The sequence below is a fragment of the Halomonas sp. 25-S5 genome (genome assembly GCF_029889845.1).
In the GTDB taxonomy this organism is placed as follows: Bacteria; Pseudomonadota; Gammaproteobacteria; order Pseudomonadales; family Halomonadaceae; genus Halomonas.
This window is the reverse complement of sequence record NZ_JARANV010000010.1, coordinates 84,904-102,753: the sequence shown is the minus strand read 5'-3', so window position 1 is coordinate 102,753 and position 17,850 is coordinate 84,904. Positions and strand designations below refer to the sequence as shown.

The 17,850-nt window shown below is 68.0% G+C and carries 15 protein-coding genes and 1 tRNA gene; 11 read left to right on the top strand and 5 right to left on the bottom strand.

Features of this window, described 5'->3' with window-relative positions:
- Window positions 1-100: 100 nt before the first annotated feature.
- Entirely contained in the window at window positions 101-652 is a 552-nt protein-coding gene (locus OP498_RS09360) for a hypothetical protein (protein WP_280553325.1), read from the top strand.
- Between the two features lie 84 nt (window positions 653-736).
- Here OP498_RS09360 and OP498_RS09355 read toward each other — a convergent pair whose 3' ends face one another.
- Both OP498_RS09355 and OP498_RS09350 read right to left on the bottom strand, forming a co-directional pair.
- A complete protein-coding gene (locus OP498_RS09355; protein ID WP_280553323.1) occupies window positions 737-1,723 on the bottom strand; it encodes a serine/threonine protein kinase in 987 nt (328 codons plus the stop codon).
- Between the two features lie 48 nt (window positions 1,724-1,771).
- Complete coding sequence (locus OP498_RS09350; protein WP_280553322.1) at window positions 1,772-2,488, bottom strand: ComF family protein; 717 nt, start codon at window positions 2,486-2,488, stop codon at window positions 1,772-1,774.
- A 70-nt stretch (window positions 2,489-2,558) separates the two neighbouring features.
- Between OP498_RS09350 and bioB the strand changes: the two genes are divergently transcribed.
- The 7 genes from bioB to bioA all read left to right on the top strand — a co-directional run bounded on the left by bioB (window position 2,559) and on the right by bioA (window position 8,624).
- Entirely contained in the window at window positions 2,559-3,677 is a 1,119-nt protein-coding gene (gene bioB / locus OP498_RS09345) for a biotin synthase BioB (protein WP_280553321.1), read from the top strand.
- A gap of 2 nt (window positions 3,678-3,679) precedes the next feature.
- Window positions 3,680-4,852 carry an 8-amino-7-oxononanoate synthase gene (gene bioF / locus OP498_RS09340; protein ID WP_280553320.1) on the top strand — a complete coding sequence of 391 codons (1,173 nt, stop codon included), beginning with the start codon at window positions 3,680-3,682 and terminating at the stop codon, window positions 4,850-4,852.
- Window positions 4,849-5,556 (top strand): alpha/beta fold hydrolase, encoded by a 708-nt coding sequence (locus OP498_RS09335; RefSeq protein ID WP_280553319.1) that lies wholly within the window; start codon window positions 4,849-4,851, stop codon window positions 5,554-5,556. The genes bioF and OP498_RS09335 overlap by 4 nt, the downstream gene beginning before the upstream one ends.
- Window positions 5,553-6,365, top strand: a complete 813-nt coding sequence (locus OP498_RS09330; protein ID WP_280553317.1) for a methyltransferase domain-containing protein — start codon at window positions 5,553-5,555, stop codon at window positions 6,363-6,365. Before OP498_RS09335 ends, OP498_RS09330 begins: the two co-directional genes overlap by 4 nt.
- A 1-nt stretch (window position 6,366) precedes the next feature.
- Entirely contained in the window at window positions 6,367-7,080 is a 714-nt protein-coding gene (gene bioD, locus OP498_RS09325) for a dethiobiotin synthase (protein ID WP_280553316.1), read from the top strand.
- 44 nt (window positions 7,081-7,124) lie between these two features.
- Window positions 7,125-7,209: transfer RNA gene (locus OP498_RS09320), tRNA-Leu, on the top strand.
- A 122-nt stretch (window positions 7,210-7,331) separates the two neighbouring features.
- Window positions 7,332-8,624, top strand: a complete 1,293-nt coding sequence (gene bioA, locus OP498_RS09315; protein WP_280553315.1) for an adenosylmethionine--8-amino-7-oxononanoate transaminase — start codon at window positions 7,332-7,334, stop codon at window positions 8,622-8,624.
- Window positions 8,625-8,636: 12 nt separating this feature from the next.
- Here the strand turns inward: bioA and OP498_RS09310 are convergent, their stop codons facing one another.
- Together OP498_RS09310 and OP498_RS09305 are read right to left on the bottom strand one after the other, a co-directional pair.
- The gene (locus OP498_RS09310) at window positions 8,637-10,661 is read right to left on the bottom strand and encodes a CocE/NonD family hydrolase (RefSeq protein ID WP_280553314.1); all 2,025 of its coding nucleotides are present in this window, start codon (window positions 10,659-10,661) and stop codon (window positions 8,637-8,639) included.
- Between the two features lie 28 nt (window positions 10,662-10,689).
- The gene (locus OP498_RS09305) at window positions 10,690-11,994 is read right to left on the bottom strand and encodes a hypothetical protein (RefSeq protein WP_280553313.1); all 1,305 of its coding nucleotides are present in this window, start codon (window positions 11,992-11,994) and stop codon (window positions 10,690-10,692) included.
- A 472-nt stretch (window positions 11,995-12,466) separates the two neighbouring features.
- Here OP498_RS09305 and OP498_RS09300 point away from each other — a divergent pair, with 472 nt between their 5' ends.
- The 3 genes from OP498_RS09300 (at window position 12,467) to OP498_RS09290 (ending at window position 16,456) form a co-directional block, all read left to right on the top strand.
- Window positions 12,467-14,467 (top strand): hypothetical protein, encoded by a 2,001-nt coding sequence (locus tag OP498_RS09300; protein WP_280553312.1) that lies wholly within the window; start codon window positions 12,467-12,469, stop codon window positions 14,465-14,467.
- An 85-nt stretch (window positions 14,468-14,552) separates the two neighbouring features.
- Window positions 14,553-15,860, top strand: coding sequence for a carboxylate--amine ligase (locus OP498_RS09295; protein WP_280549566.1), 1,308 nt, complete (start codon window positions 14,553-14,555; stop codon window positions 15,858-15,860).
- A 452-nt stretch (window positions 15,861-16,312) separates the two neighbouring features.
- Complete coding sequence (locus tag OP498_RS09290) at window positions 16,313-16,456, top strand: hypothetical protein (protein WP_280549568.1); 144 nt, start codon at window positions 16,313-16,315, stop codon at window positions 16,454-16,456.
- 12 nt (window positions 16,457-16,468) lie between these two features.
- On the opposite strand, the gene OP498_RS09285 is transcribed toward OP498_RS09290, so the two are convergent.
- Window positions 16,469-17,827, bottom strand: a complete 1,359-nt coding sequence (locus tag OP498_RS09285; RefSeq protein WP_280553311.1) for a TrkH family potassium uptake protein — start codon at window positions 17,825-17,827, stop codon at window positions 16,469-16,471.
- Window positions 17,828-17,850 lie beyond the last annotated feature (23 nt).

Sequence of the window (17,850 nt, the reverse complement as noted above, 5' to 3'; positions counted from 1 at the left end):
CGCGTCTTTCGCCGCCCCGGGCCGGCTGCCGGTCCGCCCGCACTATGGTAAAGTAACGGCATGCTTCATGCTGTGCCCAAGCCACCCTCGAGAGCCCGACATGATCAAGACCCTTGCCTCTCTGCTGATGGCCGCCGTGCTGGCGATGCCGACCCTGGCCATGAGCGATACCCTCGAACTGCCGGCCGATGCGACCGTCGATGTCCAGGTCATCGACGTGCTGACGCTGTCCGCGCAGGCCCCGGAACGCAACGACCTGGTGATTCATCCGGTGGCCGATGGCGATGCCTCCCATGCGCTGCCGGAATACTGCGTGCTGATCGGCGACGCCCGCCTCAACGGTGAGCGCATCCGCCTGACCACCCAGTCGCTGACTTGCATCGAGACCGACGGCAGCGAGAGCGAGATCTACAGCGGAGAGATCTCCGCCGCCGCCTATGATACCGACGGCGACTTCGGACTCGCCGCGTGCCAGGACGGCAACTGCCGCCTGACCCCGGAACAGACCTTCCAGCTGCGCCTGGCCAGCGACCTGGCCATCGAGCAGCAGGACAACCCCGCCGCCAGGATCAACGAGCAGCGCCGCCAGGCCGAGGGAGCCGGGGTCGCCAACCCGATTCCCGCCGAGGCACCGGATCCCGACGACGACTGAACGTACCCCCGGTCACGACGCGACGCACCCCAAGGGGTGCGTCTTTTCATGCTGGTCATGCTGGCGGACAAGCCGTCGGCCGCCTCAGGCCAGCCAGCGAGGCCGGGCCTCCAGCGCCTGACGCTGCTGCTCCAGCATGCGCAGGTGTCCGTCCCAGTAGCCGGCATCGGCCAGCCAGGGAAACGCCAGAGGGAAGGCCGGATCCTCCCAGCGATCCACCAGCCAGGCGCTGTGGCGCAGCAGGCGCAGGGTGCGCAGCGGCTCCACCAGCGCAAGCTCGCGGCGGTCAAAGTCGCGGTGCTGCTCGTAGCCCTCGGCCACCTCGGAGAGCTGCATCTGGCGCTCCCCTTCCTCCTGCGCGGTGAACAGCATCCACAGGTCCTGGATCGCCGGGGCCATCAGACAGTCGTCGAAGTCGACCAGTGCAAAGTGCTCGTCACGCCCGAGGATGTTGCCGATATGGCAGTCGCCCTGCACGCGGATCGCCTGCTCCGTGCCCCAGGCATGGGGCGCCAGGCGGCGATGCAGGGTCGCGGTGATGCGCTCGTAAGCCTGACGCTGGCGACGATCCAGCCAGCGACTTGCCAGCACCTTGTCACGCGCCTCGAGCACCATGCCATCCAGGTCCAGCGGACGACGCTGCGCGAAGCGACCCCGTTCGCCCACCGCATGCACCGCGCCGATCAACTCGCCCAGGGCGAACAGGTGAGCCGGACTCTCCAGTTCAGGCGCCTGCCCCGGCAGGTGGGGGAAGAGCGTGAAGCGAAAACCCTCGGCGCGGTGCAGGCTCTCGCCCGCCTCGTCCCGCCAGGGGGCGGCCACGGCCACCTCGGCCGCGGCGAGTTCGGCCAGGAAATCATGCTCCTCGCGGATCTGGGCGTCCGTCCAGCGCTCGGGGCGGTAGAACTTCACCACCCAGCGACGGCGCTCCTCGTCGTGCACCAGGAAGACCCGATTCTCGTAGCTGTTGAGGGTAAAGGGCTCGCCGGGCAGCCAGAAGCCGAGCGACTCCACCGCCGCCACCACCCGGGCGGGCGAGAGCTGGGCAAAGGGATGAGGGGTGGTGTCCATGGGGGCTCCCGAGGCATCAAGGGCCTCATGTTAACAGGGAAGCGCCCCTCAGTGTCTCCCTGCCGGCGTCCGGGCCACCGCCCAGGCCTGCACCTCCTCGGCACCGGCCTGGCGACAGGCCACGGCCAGGGCGTCGAGGGTCGCGCCGGTGGTCATGACATCATCCACCAGCGCCACCCGCCCCGGCAGCCCTGACGGGAGGCGAAAGGCCCCGCGCAGGTTGCGACGCCGCTCGCCACGGTCCAGGCCGCGCTGGGTCCGGGTGTCGCGGGAGCGCTGCGCCAGCGCCAGGGGGCAGCCCAGCTGTCGCCCGAGACGAGCGGCCAGCCAGCGCGCCTGGTCGAAGCCCCGTTCACGGGCCCGCCGCGGATGCAGGGGAACCGGCACCAGCGCCTCGGGCCAGCCTCGAACCTCCGCTGGCAGCCCGGCCGCCATCAGCTCCAGCAGCACCCGGCCGGCGCGTGGCGAGGCATCGAACTTGAAGCGCTGCACCAGGCCGGCCACCTCGGCATCGTAGCGCAGCGGCACCCAGGCCCGGTCGAACCGCGGGGGGCGACGCAGGCAGTGGCCACAGCGACGTCCCCTCGCGGCGCCCGGCTGGGGCTCGGCACAGCCGGGACAGGCCGGCAGGTTCCAGGGCAACTCCGAGAAGCAGGCCTCGCACCAGGGGTGATCCCCCGGCAGGGGCGTCAGGCAGAAGACGCAGCGACCGGGCAGGGCCCGCGCCAGCCAGCCGTCAACCCTGGCTCGCCAGGAGGTTGACACGGTAACCGCAGGCGTTAGGCTATCCGTCAACCTGGACATGAACATCAAGTTGACCATAAGCGAGCCCACCATGATCTCTGCGTCCCACGAATCCCGCGCCGCTTCCCTGACCCTAGCCCCGCGGGGCGAGATCCGCCACGACTGGACGGTCGAGGAGATCGAGGCGCTCTTCGCCCTGCCCTTCAACGACCTGCTGTTTCACGCCCAGCAGGTCCACCGCGACCACTTCGACCCCAACGCCGTTCAGGTCTCCACCCTGCTCTCCATCAAGACCGGCGCCTGCCCCGAGGACTGCAAGTACTGCCCGCAGTCGGGGTACTACAACACCGGCCTGGGCAAGGAGAAACTGCTGGAGGTCGAGAAGGTGGTCGAGCAGGCCCGTGCCGCCCGCGAGGCCGGCGCCAGCCGCTTCTGCATGGGCGCAGCCTGGAAGAGCCCCCGTGAGAAGGACCTCGACGTGGTGCTGGAGATGGTTCGCCGGGTCAAGGCGCTGGGACTGGAGACCTGCATGACCTTAGGGATGGTCGACACCGACCAGGCCGGCCGCCTGGCCGAGGCGGGGCTCGACTACTACAACCATAACCTCGACACCTCGCCCGAGTACTACGGCGAGATCATCACCACCCGCACCTACGCCGACCGCCTGGAGACCCTGGGCCATGTGCGCCAGGCCGGCATGAAGGTCTGCGCCGGGGGCATCCTCGGCATGGGCGAGGCGCCCCGCGACCGCGCCGCCCTGCTCCAGCAGCTGGCTCGCCTGGAACCGCACCCGGAGTCGGTGCCGATCAACATGCTGGTCAAGGTGCCGGGCACGCCGCTCGAGAACGTGGACGATCTCGACCCCATCGAGTTCATCCGCGCCATCGCCGTGGCCCGCATCCTGATGCCGCAAAGCCATGTGCGCCTCTCCGCCGGTCGCGAGCAGATGAGCGAATCCACCCAGGTGCTGGCCTTCCTGGCCGGGGCCAACTCGATCTTCTACGGCGACCAGCTGCTGACCACGGGCAACCCCCAGGTGGATCAGGATCGCGCGCTGTTCGTCAAGCTGGGGCTGCATCCCGAGCAACGGGAATCTTGTGTCGATGACGCCCACCAGCAGGCCACTCTGGAGACCGCGCTGGTTCGCCAGTCGGCGACGGCGCTGGACACCGAGGCCAGCCGGCTCGCCTACGACGCCACCCGGGCCTGACCATGCAGGACACCTGGAGCACGTATCTCGCCGAGCGGGCCGCGAGCCAGCGCCACACCGGGCGCTGGCGGCGTCGCCGCACCTGGTTCGCGGGCGACGGGCACCGCGACTTCGCCGGCAACGACTACCTGGGCCTGGCCGGCGACCCACGCCTCGCCGAGGCCCAGGCCGAGGGTGCGAGGCGCCACGGCGCGGGTGCCCGAGCCTCGCACCTGGTCAGCGGCCACCTCGAGGTGCACGAAGCATTGGAGTGCCGGCTGGCCACCCTCACCGGCCGGCCCCGCGCGCTGCTCTTCTCCACCGGCTACATGGCCAACCTCGGCACCCTGCAGGCGCTCTGCGACCCCGACACCCGGGTGTTCCAGGACCGCCTGAACCACGCCTCGCTGCTCGATGGCGCCAGGCTCGCCGGTGCCCGCTCGCGGCGCTTCCACCATGGCGACCTCGGGGACCTCGAGCGGCTGCTCGCCCGCGACCCGAGCGACGGGCGCACACTGGTGGTCAGCGATGGGGTGTTCAGCATGGATGGCGACGTGGCCGATATCGCCGGGCTGGCCGCGACCAGCGCCCGCCATGAGGCCTGGCTGATGGTAGACGATGCCCACGGCCTGGGCGTGCTGGGCGAGACCGGTGACGGCTGCGTGGGTCGCGCCCATGGCATCGAACGGGTCCCGGTGCTGGTCGGCACGCTCGGCAAGGCGCTGGGCTCCGCCGGCGCCTTCGTGGCGGGAAGCGAGACGCTGATCGAGCACCTGATCCAGTTCGCCCGCCCCTATGTCTACACCACCGCCCAGCCGCCGGGGGTGGCTGCGGCCACCCTGAAAGCCCTGGAACTGCTCGAGGCCGAACCCGAACGTCGCACTCGCCTGGCCACCCTGATCGCGCGCTTTCGCCGCGAGGCCACCACCCTGGGGCTGCCGCTGGCTGCCTCCGCCACGCCGATCCAGCCCGTCGTCCTGGGGGACTGCCAGCGGGTGATGGAGTGGGCGGCGCGACTGGCCGAGCGCGGGATCCTGGTCGGCGCGATCCGCGAGCCCACGGTGCCCCGCGGCCAGGCGCGACTGCGCATCACCCTGAGTGCCGCTCATGGCGACGATGACCTTGACGCCCTGCTCGAGGCGCTGGCCGACTGCCGGGCCCGGGAGGCCCTGGCGGGCGGGGAGGCGAACCCATGACGCCCCTGGTACTGCTCTCCGGCTGGGGCTGCGACGCGCGCCTCTGGCAGCCGCTGGCCGAGCACTGGCCGAATGGCATGACGATCAGCGCCCCCGACTGGCCCGGCTACGGGGCCCGCCTACCGCTGGCGGACCCCGGCAGCCAGGCCGAGCTGGCCGAGGCCATGGGCGACGACCTGGCGCCGGACGCCATCTGGGTGGGCTGGTCACTGGGCGGTCTGCTCGCCACCGCCCTGCTCGATCACCTACCCGCGCCCCGCGCCCTGGTATTGCTCGGCATGGACGAGCGCTTCTGTCATGAAGCGGGCATCCCCCCGACAGAGCTGGCCGACTTCCGACGAGCCTTCGAACGTGACCCGGAGGCGACCCACCGGCATTTCCTGCGCTGGCAACTGGCCGGCGAGCCCGATCCACGCGCCGCCCACCGGCAACTGCGGGAGTTGCTGGGCGACGAGGGCGGTGCCGACCACGCCACCCTGACCGCGGGGCTCGACCAGCTCGCCGGGCTCGATAACGCTGGCCACCTGGCCCGCTCGCCCTGCCCGGTATGGCGCGTCGCGGGAGTACGCGACCCGCTGCTCGCGCCGGCGCTGCGCGAGAGCGCCGACCATCGCCTGATTGAGGCCGGCCACTGCCCGATGCTCAGCCAGCCGGCATCGCTGGCCGCCTGCCTCGCCGGCATCGCCGGGGGGATCGCGCCTTGAGCGCCCTGCCGCTCGCCATCCCCGCCGCCCGGAACGCACCCCGGGGAGATGACTGGCAGGCCCGTGTGGCCCGCGCCTTCTCCCGTGCCGCCCCCCACTATGCAGAGCGAGCCGTCGCCCAGCGGATCATGGCCGAGCCACTGCTTTCCCGCCTGCCCGCGCGAGCCGAGCGGGTGCTGGACCTGGGCTGCGGGCCGGGCGAGATGACCGCGAGCCTGGCCGGGCGCTTCGGTGCCGGCTGCACGGTCATCGGCCTGGACCTTGCCCCGGGCATGCTCGAGGTGGCACGGCATACCCACGGGGACGCAGCCCGCTGGCTGTGCGGCGATGCCGCCGCCCTGCCGCTGGGAGAGGCCAGCCAGGACCTGGTGGTCTCCAACCTGGCGATCCAGTGGTGCCCGGACCTCGACGCCGTGATGGCCGAGCTTCGCCGCGTCCTGCGTCCGGGGGGCCGGGTGCTGGTCAACACCCTGGGACCCGGGACCCTGGCCGAGGTCGGCCAGGCCTGGTCGCGCCCCGACCCGCCCGCCGGCCTGCTCGCCTTCCGCGACGCCGCCTGCCACCGGCGCGCCGCCCGAGCGGCGGGCTTTCATAGCCTCGACTGCCAAGAACGTGCGCTGCGCTTCCACTATCCCGACCTCGCCGCGGTGATGGCCTCCATCAAGGGCATCGGTGCCCAGACATCGCGGCCCGGCGGCCGGCTCACCCGCGCCGACCTGGCCCGGGCGGCGCGCCGCTACGAGATACAGCGCGAGCCCGAGGGGCTGCCCGTCACCTATCGCCTGCTGACCCTGGAGCTTTACGCCTGAGATGAGCGCCTACTTCGTCACCGGCACCGACACCGACGCCGGCAAGACCCTGGTCACCAGCGGCCTGCTCGCCCTGGCGCGCCGTCGCGGCCTGACCACCCTGGGCCTCAAGCCGGTGGCCTCGGGCTGCGCGGCCACGCCCCAGGGCCTGCGCAACGCCGATGCCCTGGTCCTGCAGGCCCAGACATGGCCGGCCCTCCCCTACGCGACCCTCAACCCCTTCGCCTTCGCCCCGGCCATCGCCCCGCATCTGGCCGCCCGCCGAGCCGGCGTGACGCTGGCCCTCGATGACCTGGTCGACCATGCCCGCCCGTTGCTTGCCGAGCAGCGCGACCTGACCCTGGTCGAGGGCGCCGGCGGCTGGCGGGTGCCCCTCAACGAGCGCGAGGACTTCTCGGGCTTGGCCGTCAGGCTCGAGCTGCCGGTGCTGCTGGTGGTGGGCCTGCGTCTGGGCTGCATCAGCCACGCGCGGCTGACCTGTGATGCGATCCGGGCAGACGGCCTGCACCTGGCGGGCTGGATCGGCAGTCTGGTGGAGCCCGGGCTCTCCTTCGATGCGGCCGGCGATGAGGCGCTCTACCGCGACAACCTGGCGACCCTTGCGGCCACGCTACCCGCCCCCTGCCTGGGCGTAGTGCCGCGGCTGGCGGCAGAGTCTCCCTCGGCCATGGCCGAGGCCGCCGCGGACCATCTGGAGCTGCCCGATGGCGATTGACTTGCGCGGGGGCGTCCGTAGAATATTGTCGCCTGCCTGCCCGTGCGGATGTGGTGGAATTGGTAGACACGCCAGGTTTAGGTCCTGGTGCCTTCGGGCGTGGGAGTTCAAGTCTCCCCATCCGCACCATCTGTCCTCCCCGATATCGATGCGATACTCCCGTCATCTTCTTCGACCCGTCATCTTCCTAGAGATGCGCGGCGCCTTCGCGTGCCTGGCATGAACCCTCACCGCTGCCATGGAGCCCTCTGATGCCCTCTCCCCCCTCTCTTTCTCCCTCTCCCGTCTGGCATCCCTATGCCCATCTCAAGACCCAGCGCCCGGCGCCCAGGGTGGTCGGCGGCGAGGGACCGCGCTTCACCCTGGCCGGCGGCGAGACGCTGCTCGACGCCACCTGCTCCTGGTGGTGCATGATCCACGGCTACGCCCACCCGCGGCTGGTGGCGGCGATCCGCGAGCAGGCCGGCGAACTCTGCCACGTGATGCTCGGCGGCCTGACCCACGAGCCCGCCGACCGCCTGTCCCGGGAACTGGTGCGCGTCACGCCCGAGGGGCTCAACCACGTCTTCTACTCCGACAGCGGCTCGGTGGGCATGGAAGTCGCCATGAAGATGGCCGTGCAGTACCACCAGCTGCGCGGCAGGCCGGGCAAGCATCGGCTGCTCTCGCTGATGAAGGCCTACCATGGCGACACCGCCGGCTGCATGGCGGTCTGCGACCCCGAGGAGGGCATGCACTCGCTGTTTGCCGGCTACCTGCCCCGCCACCCCTTCGCCCCGGCACCCACCGCGCCCTTCGATGCTCCGCCCGAGGCGGTGGCGGCGGACCTCGACGCGCTGCGCGCGGTGCTCGAGGCCCATCACCACGAGGTCGCCGCGCTGCTGATGGAGCCACTGCTGCAGGCCGCCGGCGGGCTCAACATGACCTCGCCCCACTATCTACAGGGAGCGCGACGGCTTTGCGACGAGTTCGACGTGCTGCTGGTGTTCGACGAGGTGGCCACCGGCTTCGGCCGCACCGGACGGATGTTCGCCGCCGACCATGCCGATGTCACGCCCGATATCATGGTGCTCTCCAAGGGGCTCACCGGGGGGTATCTCGGCCACGCGGCGACGCTCGCCACGGATCGGGTGCATGGCGCCTTCATGGGGGACTCCCCCGAGCACGCCTTCATGCACGGCCCCACCTTCATGGGCAACCCGCTGGCCTGCCGGGTGGCCCTGGAGAGCCTGGCGGTGTTCGAGGAGGAGGATTACCTGGGCAAGATCGCCGCGCTGAATCGGGTGCTGCGCCAGGCTCTGCTCGACGACCAGGCGCTAGCCGCCCACCCGGCGGTGGCGGACGTGCGGGTGCTGGGGGCCACTGCGGTGATCGAGGCCCATGAGGCGGCGGATCTTGCCGGTGTGGGTGACTGGGCCCGCGAGCAGGGCATCTGGCTGCGCCCCATCGGCCGCTGGCTCTACACCATGCCGGCCTACGTCACGGCAGAGGCCGACCTGCGGCGCATCACCGACGTCATGAAGGGCTGGTTCCTGGCACGCTGATCGCGGCCGCGGCTACACCAGCCGGCGCGGGATGGCGAGATCCCAGTTGCGGCTGTAGACACGCTGCTCACCCTCGTAGGCATCCAGGGTGGCATGCAGCCGGAACTCCCCTGACGTCGAGGTCAGCACGGTGCGGGTCACCGTGCGCACCTCCCAGTCATCCCGCTTCAAGGCGCGCTCCCAGAGGGTCGTGCCCTCCAGGGAGTCGAAGTCGTCGTCCCGGGAGCGATAGGTCTCCACCGCACGGGTCGCCACCTCGATGCCAGAGTCCTCCAGGCGGATCCGCCCGTTGTCGTTGATCACCTCCAGCGTCGAGAGATCCTCGGCGAGATCGCGATGGACATACCAATTGTGGTGCCCGGGCTCGAGGTGCGTAGTGGGGATGGACGGGGCGGCCTCGGCCTCGGCGAACGGGGCCAGGCGGTCATCCTCATCGCGCGGCGGCCGCACCGGCAGGTGCAGCGCGCTCTCCCTGTCGAAGACCGTCAGGCGCACGTGCTCGGGAGGCGCCCAGGCCAGCGGCCAGTAGGAGGTGGAGAGCGAGAGCCTCAGCCGGTGGCCGCGGGGAAACACCTGGGCCACGTCGTTGAGCTGCACGCGCACCCGGTAGCGGCGGCCTGGCTCCAGCGCGGATGGCGACTCATGGCTATTGCGGTGGGTCAGGTTGAGCAGGCCATAGGTCACCCGGGTGGCCTTGTCATCCGGCGCCACGTCGGAGAGGCGCACCGCCACCATGGCCACGGGGCGGTCGGCGGCCAGTTCCAGCTCCAGCTCCGGCGCCCCCATCATCTCCACGGTCTCCTCCAGCGGCGGCGTGTCGAAGGTCAGCGAGCCGCCATCCTCCTCGCGCTGGTCATGGGCCAGATCGGGGCCGGCGGCATAGGAACACCACTTGCCGGCGAACAGGCCGCAGGTCAGCGGTGATTGCACGGTGAGTGCGCTCTCCTCCTCGCTGCGCGCCCCGCCCAGGGCCAGACGCCCCGGCGCCAGCGGCAGTCGCCAGTGGCTGATATTGGGCGATGGCCAGCTGGGCTCCGCCACCCAGCGGCCCGGCCGGCAGCCGTAGCGAGTGGTCGGCGGCATGCTGTCCTGCATCCACACGCGGATCGCGGGATCCTGCTCCACGCCCCGGTCCACGCCCTTCAGCCACTGGTCCCACCAGCGCAGGCACTCCTGCAGGAAGCCGATGGCCGGGCCCGGTTCACCCAGGTGGGGGTACTTGTGGCTCCAGGGGCCGATCAGCCCCTTGCAGCGTTCGGGCAGGTTCGCCACCAGCCGCTTGACCGCGTTGGAGTAGCCGTCCGCCCAGCCGCTGGCGGCCAGCACCGGTACTTCGACCCGGGAGAAGTCATCGCAGATGGAGCCGTGCTGCCAATAGGCGTCCCGGTGCGGATGCGCAAGCCAGGTCGAGAGCCACAGGCCGCTACCCTCGAGCCGCTGGTGCCACATCTCGCGCCAGGCATCGCCGACGATAGTCGGGTCCGGCGGCAATGAGTTGTAGGCGAACATGGTGGAGGCCCAGGAGAGATTGTCACCCAGCAGGCAGCCGCCCATGTAGTGCACGTCGTCCGCGTAGCGGTCGTCCGTGGAGCAGACGCTGACCACCGCGCGCAGCTCGGGCGGGCGACGGAAGGCGAGCTGCAGGCCGTTGAAGCCGCCCCAGGAGATGCCGATCATGCCGACCTTGCCGTCGCACCAGGGCTGGGCGGCGATCCAGCGCAGGATCGCCTCGCCGTCCACCAGCTCCTGCTCCAGGTACTCGTCGGTCAGCACGCCGCCGGAATCACCGCTGCCACGGATATCGACCCGCAGCGAGGCATAGCCATGCCCGGCAAAGTAGTGGTGGTGCATGGCATCCCGCCGCGCGGAGCCGTCGCGCAGCCGGTAGGGGATGTACTCGAGGATCGCCGGTACCGGGGCCTGCTCGGCGCCCTGGGGCAGCCATAGGCGAGCGCACAGCTCGACCCCGTCGTCCATGGCAATCCAGACGGGATCATGGCACTCGACCGGGTGGGGAAAGTCGGTCACGACACGCATGACGGCCTCCTTCAGGGATGGTGATGGCTCAACCAGGCGACTGCGAGGCGAGCGGCTCGATCTCGAAGGGCAGCATCCGCCGGCACTGCTCGATCCGCTGCGTCAGCGCCTCGCGACTTTCCCCACCGATGAACAGCACGCCGAGCTCCCAGGAGAAGGAGTCCTGATGCTTGAGATCCGAGAGCCGCATGCCCTCGTGGACATTGAGATGCACCAGGGTGCCCGGGAATGTTTCCTCGACCTGACGAATCTCCTCGTCCGACGGCACCCGGCGCACCCAGCCATCCTCGAAGACCCGCAGCATCTGCTTGGCGGCGACGGGATAGCGGCCCTCGCGGTGCGGCATGCGCGGCGGGATGCCCAGCGCCACATCCACCATCACCTGGAAGTGCGGCGCCCCGTCGACCAGCTGGAAGATCGCCGCATGGGAACGCGAGATCCGGGCGTTGATCTCCAGCAGCCAGATGCGGTCGGTCTGCTCGTCCAGGTAGTACTCGATATTGAAGGGCGCGTCGTCGTAGCCGATCTGGATCAGGAAGCGCCGGGTGATCGCCAGCATCCTCTCCTGCACCGCATCGGGCAGCGAGGAGGGGTACTCATAGCGCAGCAGCACGGAGGGGTGCGTGGCGTCGCGCAGGCTGTCGACGAAACCCACCAGGTGGACCTCGCCGTTCTGGACGTAGCCCTCCAGGGTGCACTGGCGGCCGGAGGAGATAATCGCCTCGGCGATGCAGTGATGCCCGGTGACCGACGCCACCTCCGCGGGCAGCTCGGCCAAGGCGGTAATCTCGTCGAAGGGCCGGCCGAAGCGCCCGATCCCCTGCCGGATCACCGGCAACACCTCGCGCAGCTGGTCGGCGTCCTCGATGCGGAAGCCGAGATGTGAGGAGTGAGCCTTCACCGGCTTGATCCAGAACGGGTAGTCGATCTCGACCGCCTCCACGGCGCCCTCGTCGAAGGGGTCGAGCGCCTGGAAGGCCGGCACGCACTCCGGCACGGCTCGGGACTGCTCCAGGCGGCTCCAGTACTTGTGCTCACACTTGAGGAAGGCCGCAAGCGACGGGCCGGGCAATCCCCGTTCCCGGCGCAGGACCGGCAGCAGCCCGCTGGTGGGAAAATCCCAGTAACCGACGATGGCATCCACCGGGCCGGGGAAGCGCTCGAGCTGGGCGAGGGCATCATCCACCAGTCGCGCGAAGGGATACTCCTCGGCATGCACCACCTCGTCGAGCGACAGCAGCTCGTGGAAGGCATAGTCCTCGACGTGGCGCAGGTTCGGCAGCATCCGATTGCTCAGCGCATCGTGGCCGATGATGAAGACGTTCCAGCTCATGTTGCCTCCTCCGACAGGCACATCAAGACGGCGAGATCCTCCCGGCACCCTCCAGGAAATCGCCGACGTCCTTCCAGCATGGCAGCAATCTGTCAGCCTGCCTTGATATTGGTCAATGTGGTCCCGACGAACTTGCGCACCCAACACGACGAGCCCTGTCGGCGTACGGCAATGGTGCCGAGGATGGCGAAGCCGGTAGACTTCCCCGAAACAGGGCAAGGGATACGAAGATGAAGCGCCGGCTGGCCAAGGGCTACCATAAGCTCACCCGCTACACGAATCGCGAGCGGACCGAGGCGGACATCGCGCGACCCCGCGGCTCCCCTGCCCTCCGGCCTAGAGCGGACCCGAGACCAGGTCCACCACACCCTCTGCGACTGAGCGGGGCGACGACGTTCCGCGGCAGGCTGTCCGGCGCATGGCCTGTCCGAATGTGATTGACATCACACGGGATAGGACGGACCGTAGATCAATGAGCGAAGAGACTGACGAATCCGCCCATAACGACGACAACGGGGCGAGCGAGCGAGTGAAGCCGCTTGACGCCGCCATCGAACGGCTCGCCGCCGCCAACGCCATTGCCGAGGTGTCTCCCGTCTTCGAGGTCATCGAGGCAGCACGCCCTCTGATGTCCGATGACAGGGGACTGGAAGCCCTCTATGCGCGCGTGCCGGCAATCGAGGCCGCCGGGTTCTTCGGCGGCAGCGACTGGGACTATCCCCAGACACTGGTGCCGTCGCTCGCCGTGCGTACCGTGCGTCATGGCGACCCGGTCGCCACCCTGGTCGAGAGCCTGAGCCAGATTCGCCTGCTGGCCGTCGCCAAGGGCGACTATTCCCACCCGTCCCTCTCGGCGGAGCATGCACATCACTTTCTCGCCCAGGTGATGGCCATGAACCTCGACCTCGTGGTCGGCGACCTGCACGAGGGTGACAGGCTACGGCCGGACCGGCTCGGGTACGCCGTCCAGACCCTTTACCGCTACCTGTTGCGCCACCTGGGGTACGAGAATCTCCTGGAGCATCTGGTGGCCGAGGTCTGGCGTATCCTGGCGCAACGCCCGGTCCAGGTGGAGGGCGTGAAACAGATGGTGACCCAGATCGCCACCTGCCTGCCCAGACTGAATGATCGGCCGGAGGCCATGGCCGGCGAGGTCGGGGACGACGCCCTGCAACTGATCAACGCCGTGTTCAGCCCCACCGAGGGCTGCCGCGAAGACCCCGGCCTCGAGGCGTATGCCGAGCGGCTGGCGAGCATGGACGACGAGGCCCTGCTGCAGGAGGCCATTGCCTTCGCCCAGGCGATGCACGGCACCGGCCTGGTCTCGCCCTACATGCCGGGGTTCATCCGTTACCTGCGCAGCCGCTGGAACGCGCTGATCCCCACGGCACTGGGCCTGAGTCATACGGGAGCCGACGCCTTTCACTGCTACCCGGCGCTGATCCACGCCCTGATCGATGAGGCCCTGTTTGCCGAGACCAGCCAGGCCGCCTATGGCCTTGCCATGATGCTCGAGCGAGGCATCCTCTACTCGCCGCCGGTGGCTCCGTCGCTATGGCGGCAGCTGAGAATGACGTTGTGCGATGCCGCGGCAGAGAAGATCGTGGCGGTCTTTGGGCAGCGCCGCTCGCCGGAATGTTTTCTGCTCGCCGACGTTCTCAATGTGCTCGGCCGCCCGCTGGGCGTGGGTCAGGGGAACTACCCCACCTGCCAGTCGACACGCGCCCTGTCCATGTGGGCCTTCAATACACCGGCCGACCTGCTGCGGGTCGTCGCCTGGGCGGCGCGAGACGACGAGATCGTGATGCGCTTCGAGGGTCACAGCATCTCCTCCCGCGACCTCGGCGCGGGCCTGGCCAGCGAACCTCCCGTGGATGTGGATGCCGTCTCCCTGCTCACCGTGCCGCACCTCGATCGCATCTATTTCGAGATGGGACGCCGCAGCGCCGGGCGCGGCGAGGATCCCCACAAGTGGGTCAATGCCGAGTTCCATGGCGATCAGGTGGGCCATGGCTTCCGCATCGCGGTGGATGTGTTTACCGGCGGCCTGAAGGACTTCGAGGGGTTTATCCGTGACTTCTATGCCGCGTATCACCCCTTCTACAACGGCAACATTCCGGTGATCAATCCGCAGCCGGCAGGCATTGCCGTGACCGATAGCGCCACGCGCTTTCTCGGCTGGCACGCGATCACGATCCAGCGCCTTGCGCTCGATCCGAACCAGGTCATGCGGGTGTATTTCTTCAATCCCAACAACGACAGTGGACAAGCCTGGGGACAGGGAATCGTCACCTCGACCCAAGGCAATGGCGAACTCTACGGTGAGGCCTCGCTACCAGTTGCACAGTTCGCATCACGGCTATACGTCTTTCACTACGACCCGCTCGAAAAGGGCGAACCGACCGATGTTCCAACCGATGAAGTAGATCGGGCCATGCGTCTGGCCCAGGATAGCTGGGCGTCGGGGCGATAGTCCGCAGATGCTTAGCAGTTAAGTTCGACAAGACCGCTAGGAATCGAGCGTCAATTTCCTGCTCAACGCAGAAGGAGAGCACCATATGTCGACTGTATCAGAAACCCCGGCTGCCCAGGACGTTTCAAGCTGGACCGACCCGACACTGGATTCGGTCCGCGGAACTGAAACGCCCAAGGACCCCAACAAGGGCTACATCGCGCTGCTGGGCTGGAGCGTGAATGCCATCAAGGCCGCGCAAAAGTTCGACCGCCGCTACGTGGTGGTGGCACCCGATTGGGCCGCCGATTTCTGCGAAGCCAATAAGATCCCGTTCATTCAATGGGATTTCGTCCGCCTGAACGATCGCTCCATGGAGATTGCGGAGCGGCTCAAGGCGGAAGGCGTGGATGTGGCCATCCCGCTGTTCGAGGAAACCGTCGAATGGTCGGGCGCGATCAATTCGGTGCTCATGGACAGCCCCCGCATGTACGGGCAATCCATCCTGTTTCGCGACAAGGCGCTGATGAAGCGGCGCGCCCAGCTTGGCGGGATTCGCGTGGGGATCTTCGAGGAAGCCCACGAGAAGGATGACATCATCCGCTTCATGAAGCGTGTCAACCAGACGCTGCTCAAGCTCGACGGTGACCCCGATGACCCGATTCACGTCAAGGCCTTCGACAAGGCCGGTTGTCTCGGGCACCGCATGATCCGCAAGATCGACGAGGTCGACAGTATCCCGGCCGAAGAGTATCCGTTGCTGATGGAGAGTCACCTTGATGGCTGGGAGTTTGCCGTCGAGGCCTGGATCCATGATGGGGAGATCAAGTTCCTCAACATTTCCGAGTACGTGACCCTGGGCTATTCGGTGTTCGTTCCCGCCACCAGGGAGCTCGAGAGCTGGCGCGATGCCATCACCAAGCAGATCAAGAAGTTGATCAAGACGTTCGACATCCAGTTCGGCCTGATCCACCCCGAATACTTCGTGGCGGCGGACGGCGAAATGTACTTCGGCGAGGTCGCCTATCGCCCACCCGGCTTCAAGGCCTTCGAGCTCATCGAGCGGGCCTACGGCTTCAGTGCCTATCAGGCCTCGATGCTGGTCTTCGACCCCAAGAGCACCAAGGAGGAGGTCGAGGCATTCTTCCCCCGCGAAGTGGTCGACGCGAAGGGCTATGCGGGCTGCTTCGGCGTCTACCCGCGGCGCCGTGTCGTCAGCAAGCTGGAGATGCCCAAGGAAACCATCGAACACCCCTACTTCGAGTCCCACGAGCTGGTGGCGCCCACCGAAGAGACGGTACCGGACCGCTCGGCGTTCGGCACGCACTGGGGCCTGGTGTTCTTCTTCGGTGACGATCCGATCATCATGCGGGATCTACTCAAGGCCCAGGAGGATCTGGACTTTTACGTCTAGTGACGCCTTGAAGACCATCTCGCGTAGAGACGGAAGCTGACCAAGGGGGCAGGGCCAGAGCCCTGCCCTTTTTCTTGGTGCGCCATGGCGACCACGACGTGTCCGCGGACCCGTCCGGCCAGCAGCTCACCGAGGCCGCCAGGTGCCGGTCCCATACATGGCGCAAGTCTGGACGGAAGCGACGGGCCCCGCCACTCCGGCACGCCTGGCCCATGGCCCATGGCCCACGGCCCCGCATTGACAGTCGCCGCCGGCCACGCCTACTATCGATAATTATTCTCATCGAAAGGATATTGCCAGGTCGGCCAACATGAACCCCGCCATCCTGCTCTACGAGCCTCAGGCGGACGGCTCCCTGGTGCTGGTCGGCGTCGAGAACCTGGTTCCGCAAGGCCTGGGAGGCCTCGGGCCAGAGCGAGCCGCCGATCCTCGCGGGCCGCACCTGGGATTACATGGTCAACGACCCGGATACGCCTGCCGAGGAGGCCCACCACGTCGAGCCGCACTACGACCAGCACGTCTGGTTCCGCGACAACCCCAGCGGCAACCTCGAGCCCTTCAACCCGACGGTGACCTGCAAGTCCTGGAACACCTGAAAACGGCACTTTCTAGCCGATATGTACCTTGCCTTCGGCGTAGCGAAATCCCTTGATCTTGCGCTTGGCAATCAGGTAACCCAAGGAGATGGGGCCGACACGCCCCAGCAGCATGGTGAGGATGATGGCCAGCTGGCCAGGCACCGACAGCTCACCGGTGATGCCTCGAGAGAGCCCCACGGTGCCGAAGGCAGACACCGATTCGAAGGCCAGGTCGAGGAATGTCTGGCCTGACTCGGTAATGGTGAGGATCAGCAGGCAGGTGAAGATCAGCAGCATTCCGGCGAGCGCCACGGCAACCGCCTCCATCACCGTATTGTCCGGCAGCGAACGGCCGAAGGCCACGGGTCTGGCCTCGCCTCTCAGGAAAGCCCGCGCCACGAGCAGCAGGACCACCAGGGTGGTGACCTTGATACCGCTGGCGGTAGAGCCCGACCCCGCACCGATGAACATCCAGAACATCGTGAGCAGCGCGGTGGGGTCGGACATCGCGCCGGTATCCAGGGTATTGAAGCCGGCAGTGCGGGGTGTCACGGCCTGAAACCAGGCGGCCTGAAACCGCGCGCCCAGACCATCCAGCCCGCCCAGTGTCGCGGGGTTTTGCCACTCGAGGACCAGCACCGCCAGCATGGCAACCACCACCAGCCAGAATGTGGCATGCAGTACGATGCGGGTATGCAGTGACACCCTTGCCGCGGGACGCCAGTTCACCAGCTCGGCGATAACCAGGAAGCCGAGCCCGCCGGTGATGAACAGCAGGCTGATCACGGCATTGACAAGGGGATCGGCCACCTCGTGGGTCAGACTGCCGGACCAGGTGGAGAAACCGGCATTGTTGAAGGCCGAGATCGCGTGGAAGGCGCTGACCCAAAGCCCCTCGGCCAGCCCGTAGTCCGGAACCCAGGCGAAGGCCAGCAGCAGGGTGCCGCTCAGCTCGGCGATCAGGGAGAAGATCATGACCAACCGCACCATCTGGATCAGAGAGGGAAAGGAGGTATGGTCGAGACTCTCGCTAATCAGCTTCTTCTGATTCATGGGCAGGCGGACGCCCAGCATCACCATCATCATGGCCGCACAGGTCATGAACCCGAGGCCGCCAACCTGTATCAGTACCAAGACCACTCCCTGGCCGAACCATGTCAGGGAGGAGGTATCCACCACTCCGAGCCCCGTTACCGTCACCGCCGACGTGGCCGTAAACAGGGCTTGATGCCACGTCAGAGGGTGGTAGGCGGCGATGGACAGTGATAACAGCAAGGTTCCCACGGCACTCAGCGCGAGAAAGCCCAGTAGCAGGAGTTCCGGCAGGGAGAGGGTGATTACACGGCCGTGTGGTGCGCGGCGTACCGGTCGCCTAAGACGCTCACGCATTCCCATCTGGACCTCCTGTCAGC

Excerpts from the sequence above, each read along its gene's own strand:
- bioF (WP_280553320.1), top strand. The coding sequence starts at position 3,680 with ATGCAGGACACCTGGAGCACGTATCTCGCCGAGCGGGCCGCGAGCCAG.
- bioB (WP_280553321.1), top strand. The coding sequence starts at position 2,559 with ATGATCTCTGCGTCCCACGAATCCCGCGCCGCTTCCCTGACCCTAGCC.
- OP498_RS09335 (WP_280553319.1), top strand. The coding sequence starts at position 4,849 with ATGACGCCCCTGGTACTGCTCTCCGGCTGGGGCTGCGACGCGCGCCTC.
- bioD (WP_280553316.1), top strand. The coding sequence starts at position 6,367 with ATGAGCGCCTACTTCGTCACCGGCACCGACACCGACGCCGGCAAGACC.
- OP498_RS09360 (WP_280553325.1), top strand. The coding sequence starts at position 101 with ATGATCAAGACCCTTGCCTCTCTGCTGATGGCCGCCGTGCTGGCGATG.
- OP498_RS09355 (WP_280553323.1), bottom strand. The coding sequence starts at position 1,723 with ATGGACACCACCCCTCATCCCTTTGCCCAGCTCTCGCCCGCCCGGGTG.
- OP498_RS09300 (WP_280553312.1), top strand. The coding sequence starts at position 12,467 with ATGAGCGAAGAGACTGACGAATCCGCCCATAACGACGACAACGGGGCG.
- OP498_RS09285 (WP_280553311.1), bottom strand. The coding sequence starts at position 17,827 with ATGCGTGAGCGTCTTAGGCGACCGGTACGCCGCGCACCACACGGCCGT.
- OP498_RS09305 (WP_280553313.1), bottom strand. The coding sequence starts at position 11,994 with ATGAGCTGGAACGTCTTCATCATCGGCCACGATGCGCTGAGCAATCGG.
- OP498_RS09295 (WP_280549566.1), top strand. The coding sequence starts at position 14,553 with ATGTCGACTGTATCAGAAACCCCGGCTGCCCAGGACGTTTCAAGCTGG.
- OP498_RS09290 (WP_280549568.1), top strand. The coding sequence starts at position 16,313 with ATGGTCAACGACCCGGATACGCCTGCCGAGGAGGCCCACCACGTCGAG.
- OP498_RS09310 (WP_280553314.1), bottom strand. The coding sequence starts at position 10,661 with ATGCGTGTCGTGACCGACTTTCCCCACCCGGTCGAGTGCCATGATCCC.
- bioA (WP_280553315.1), top strand. The coding sequence starts at position 7,332 with ATGCCCTCTCCCCCCTCTCTTTCTCCCTCTCCCGTCTGGCATCCCTAT.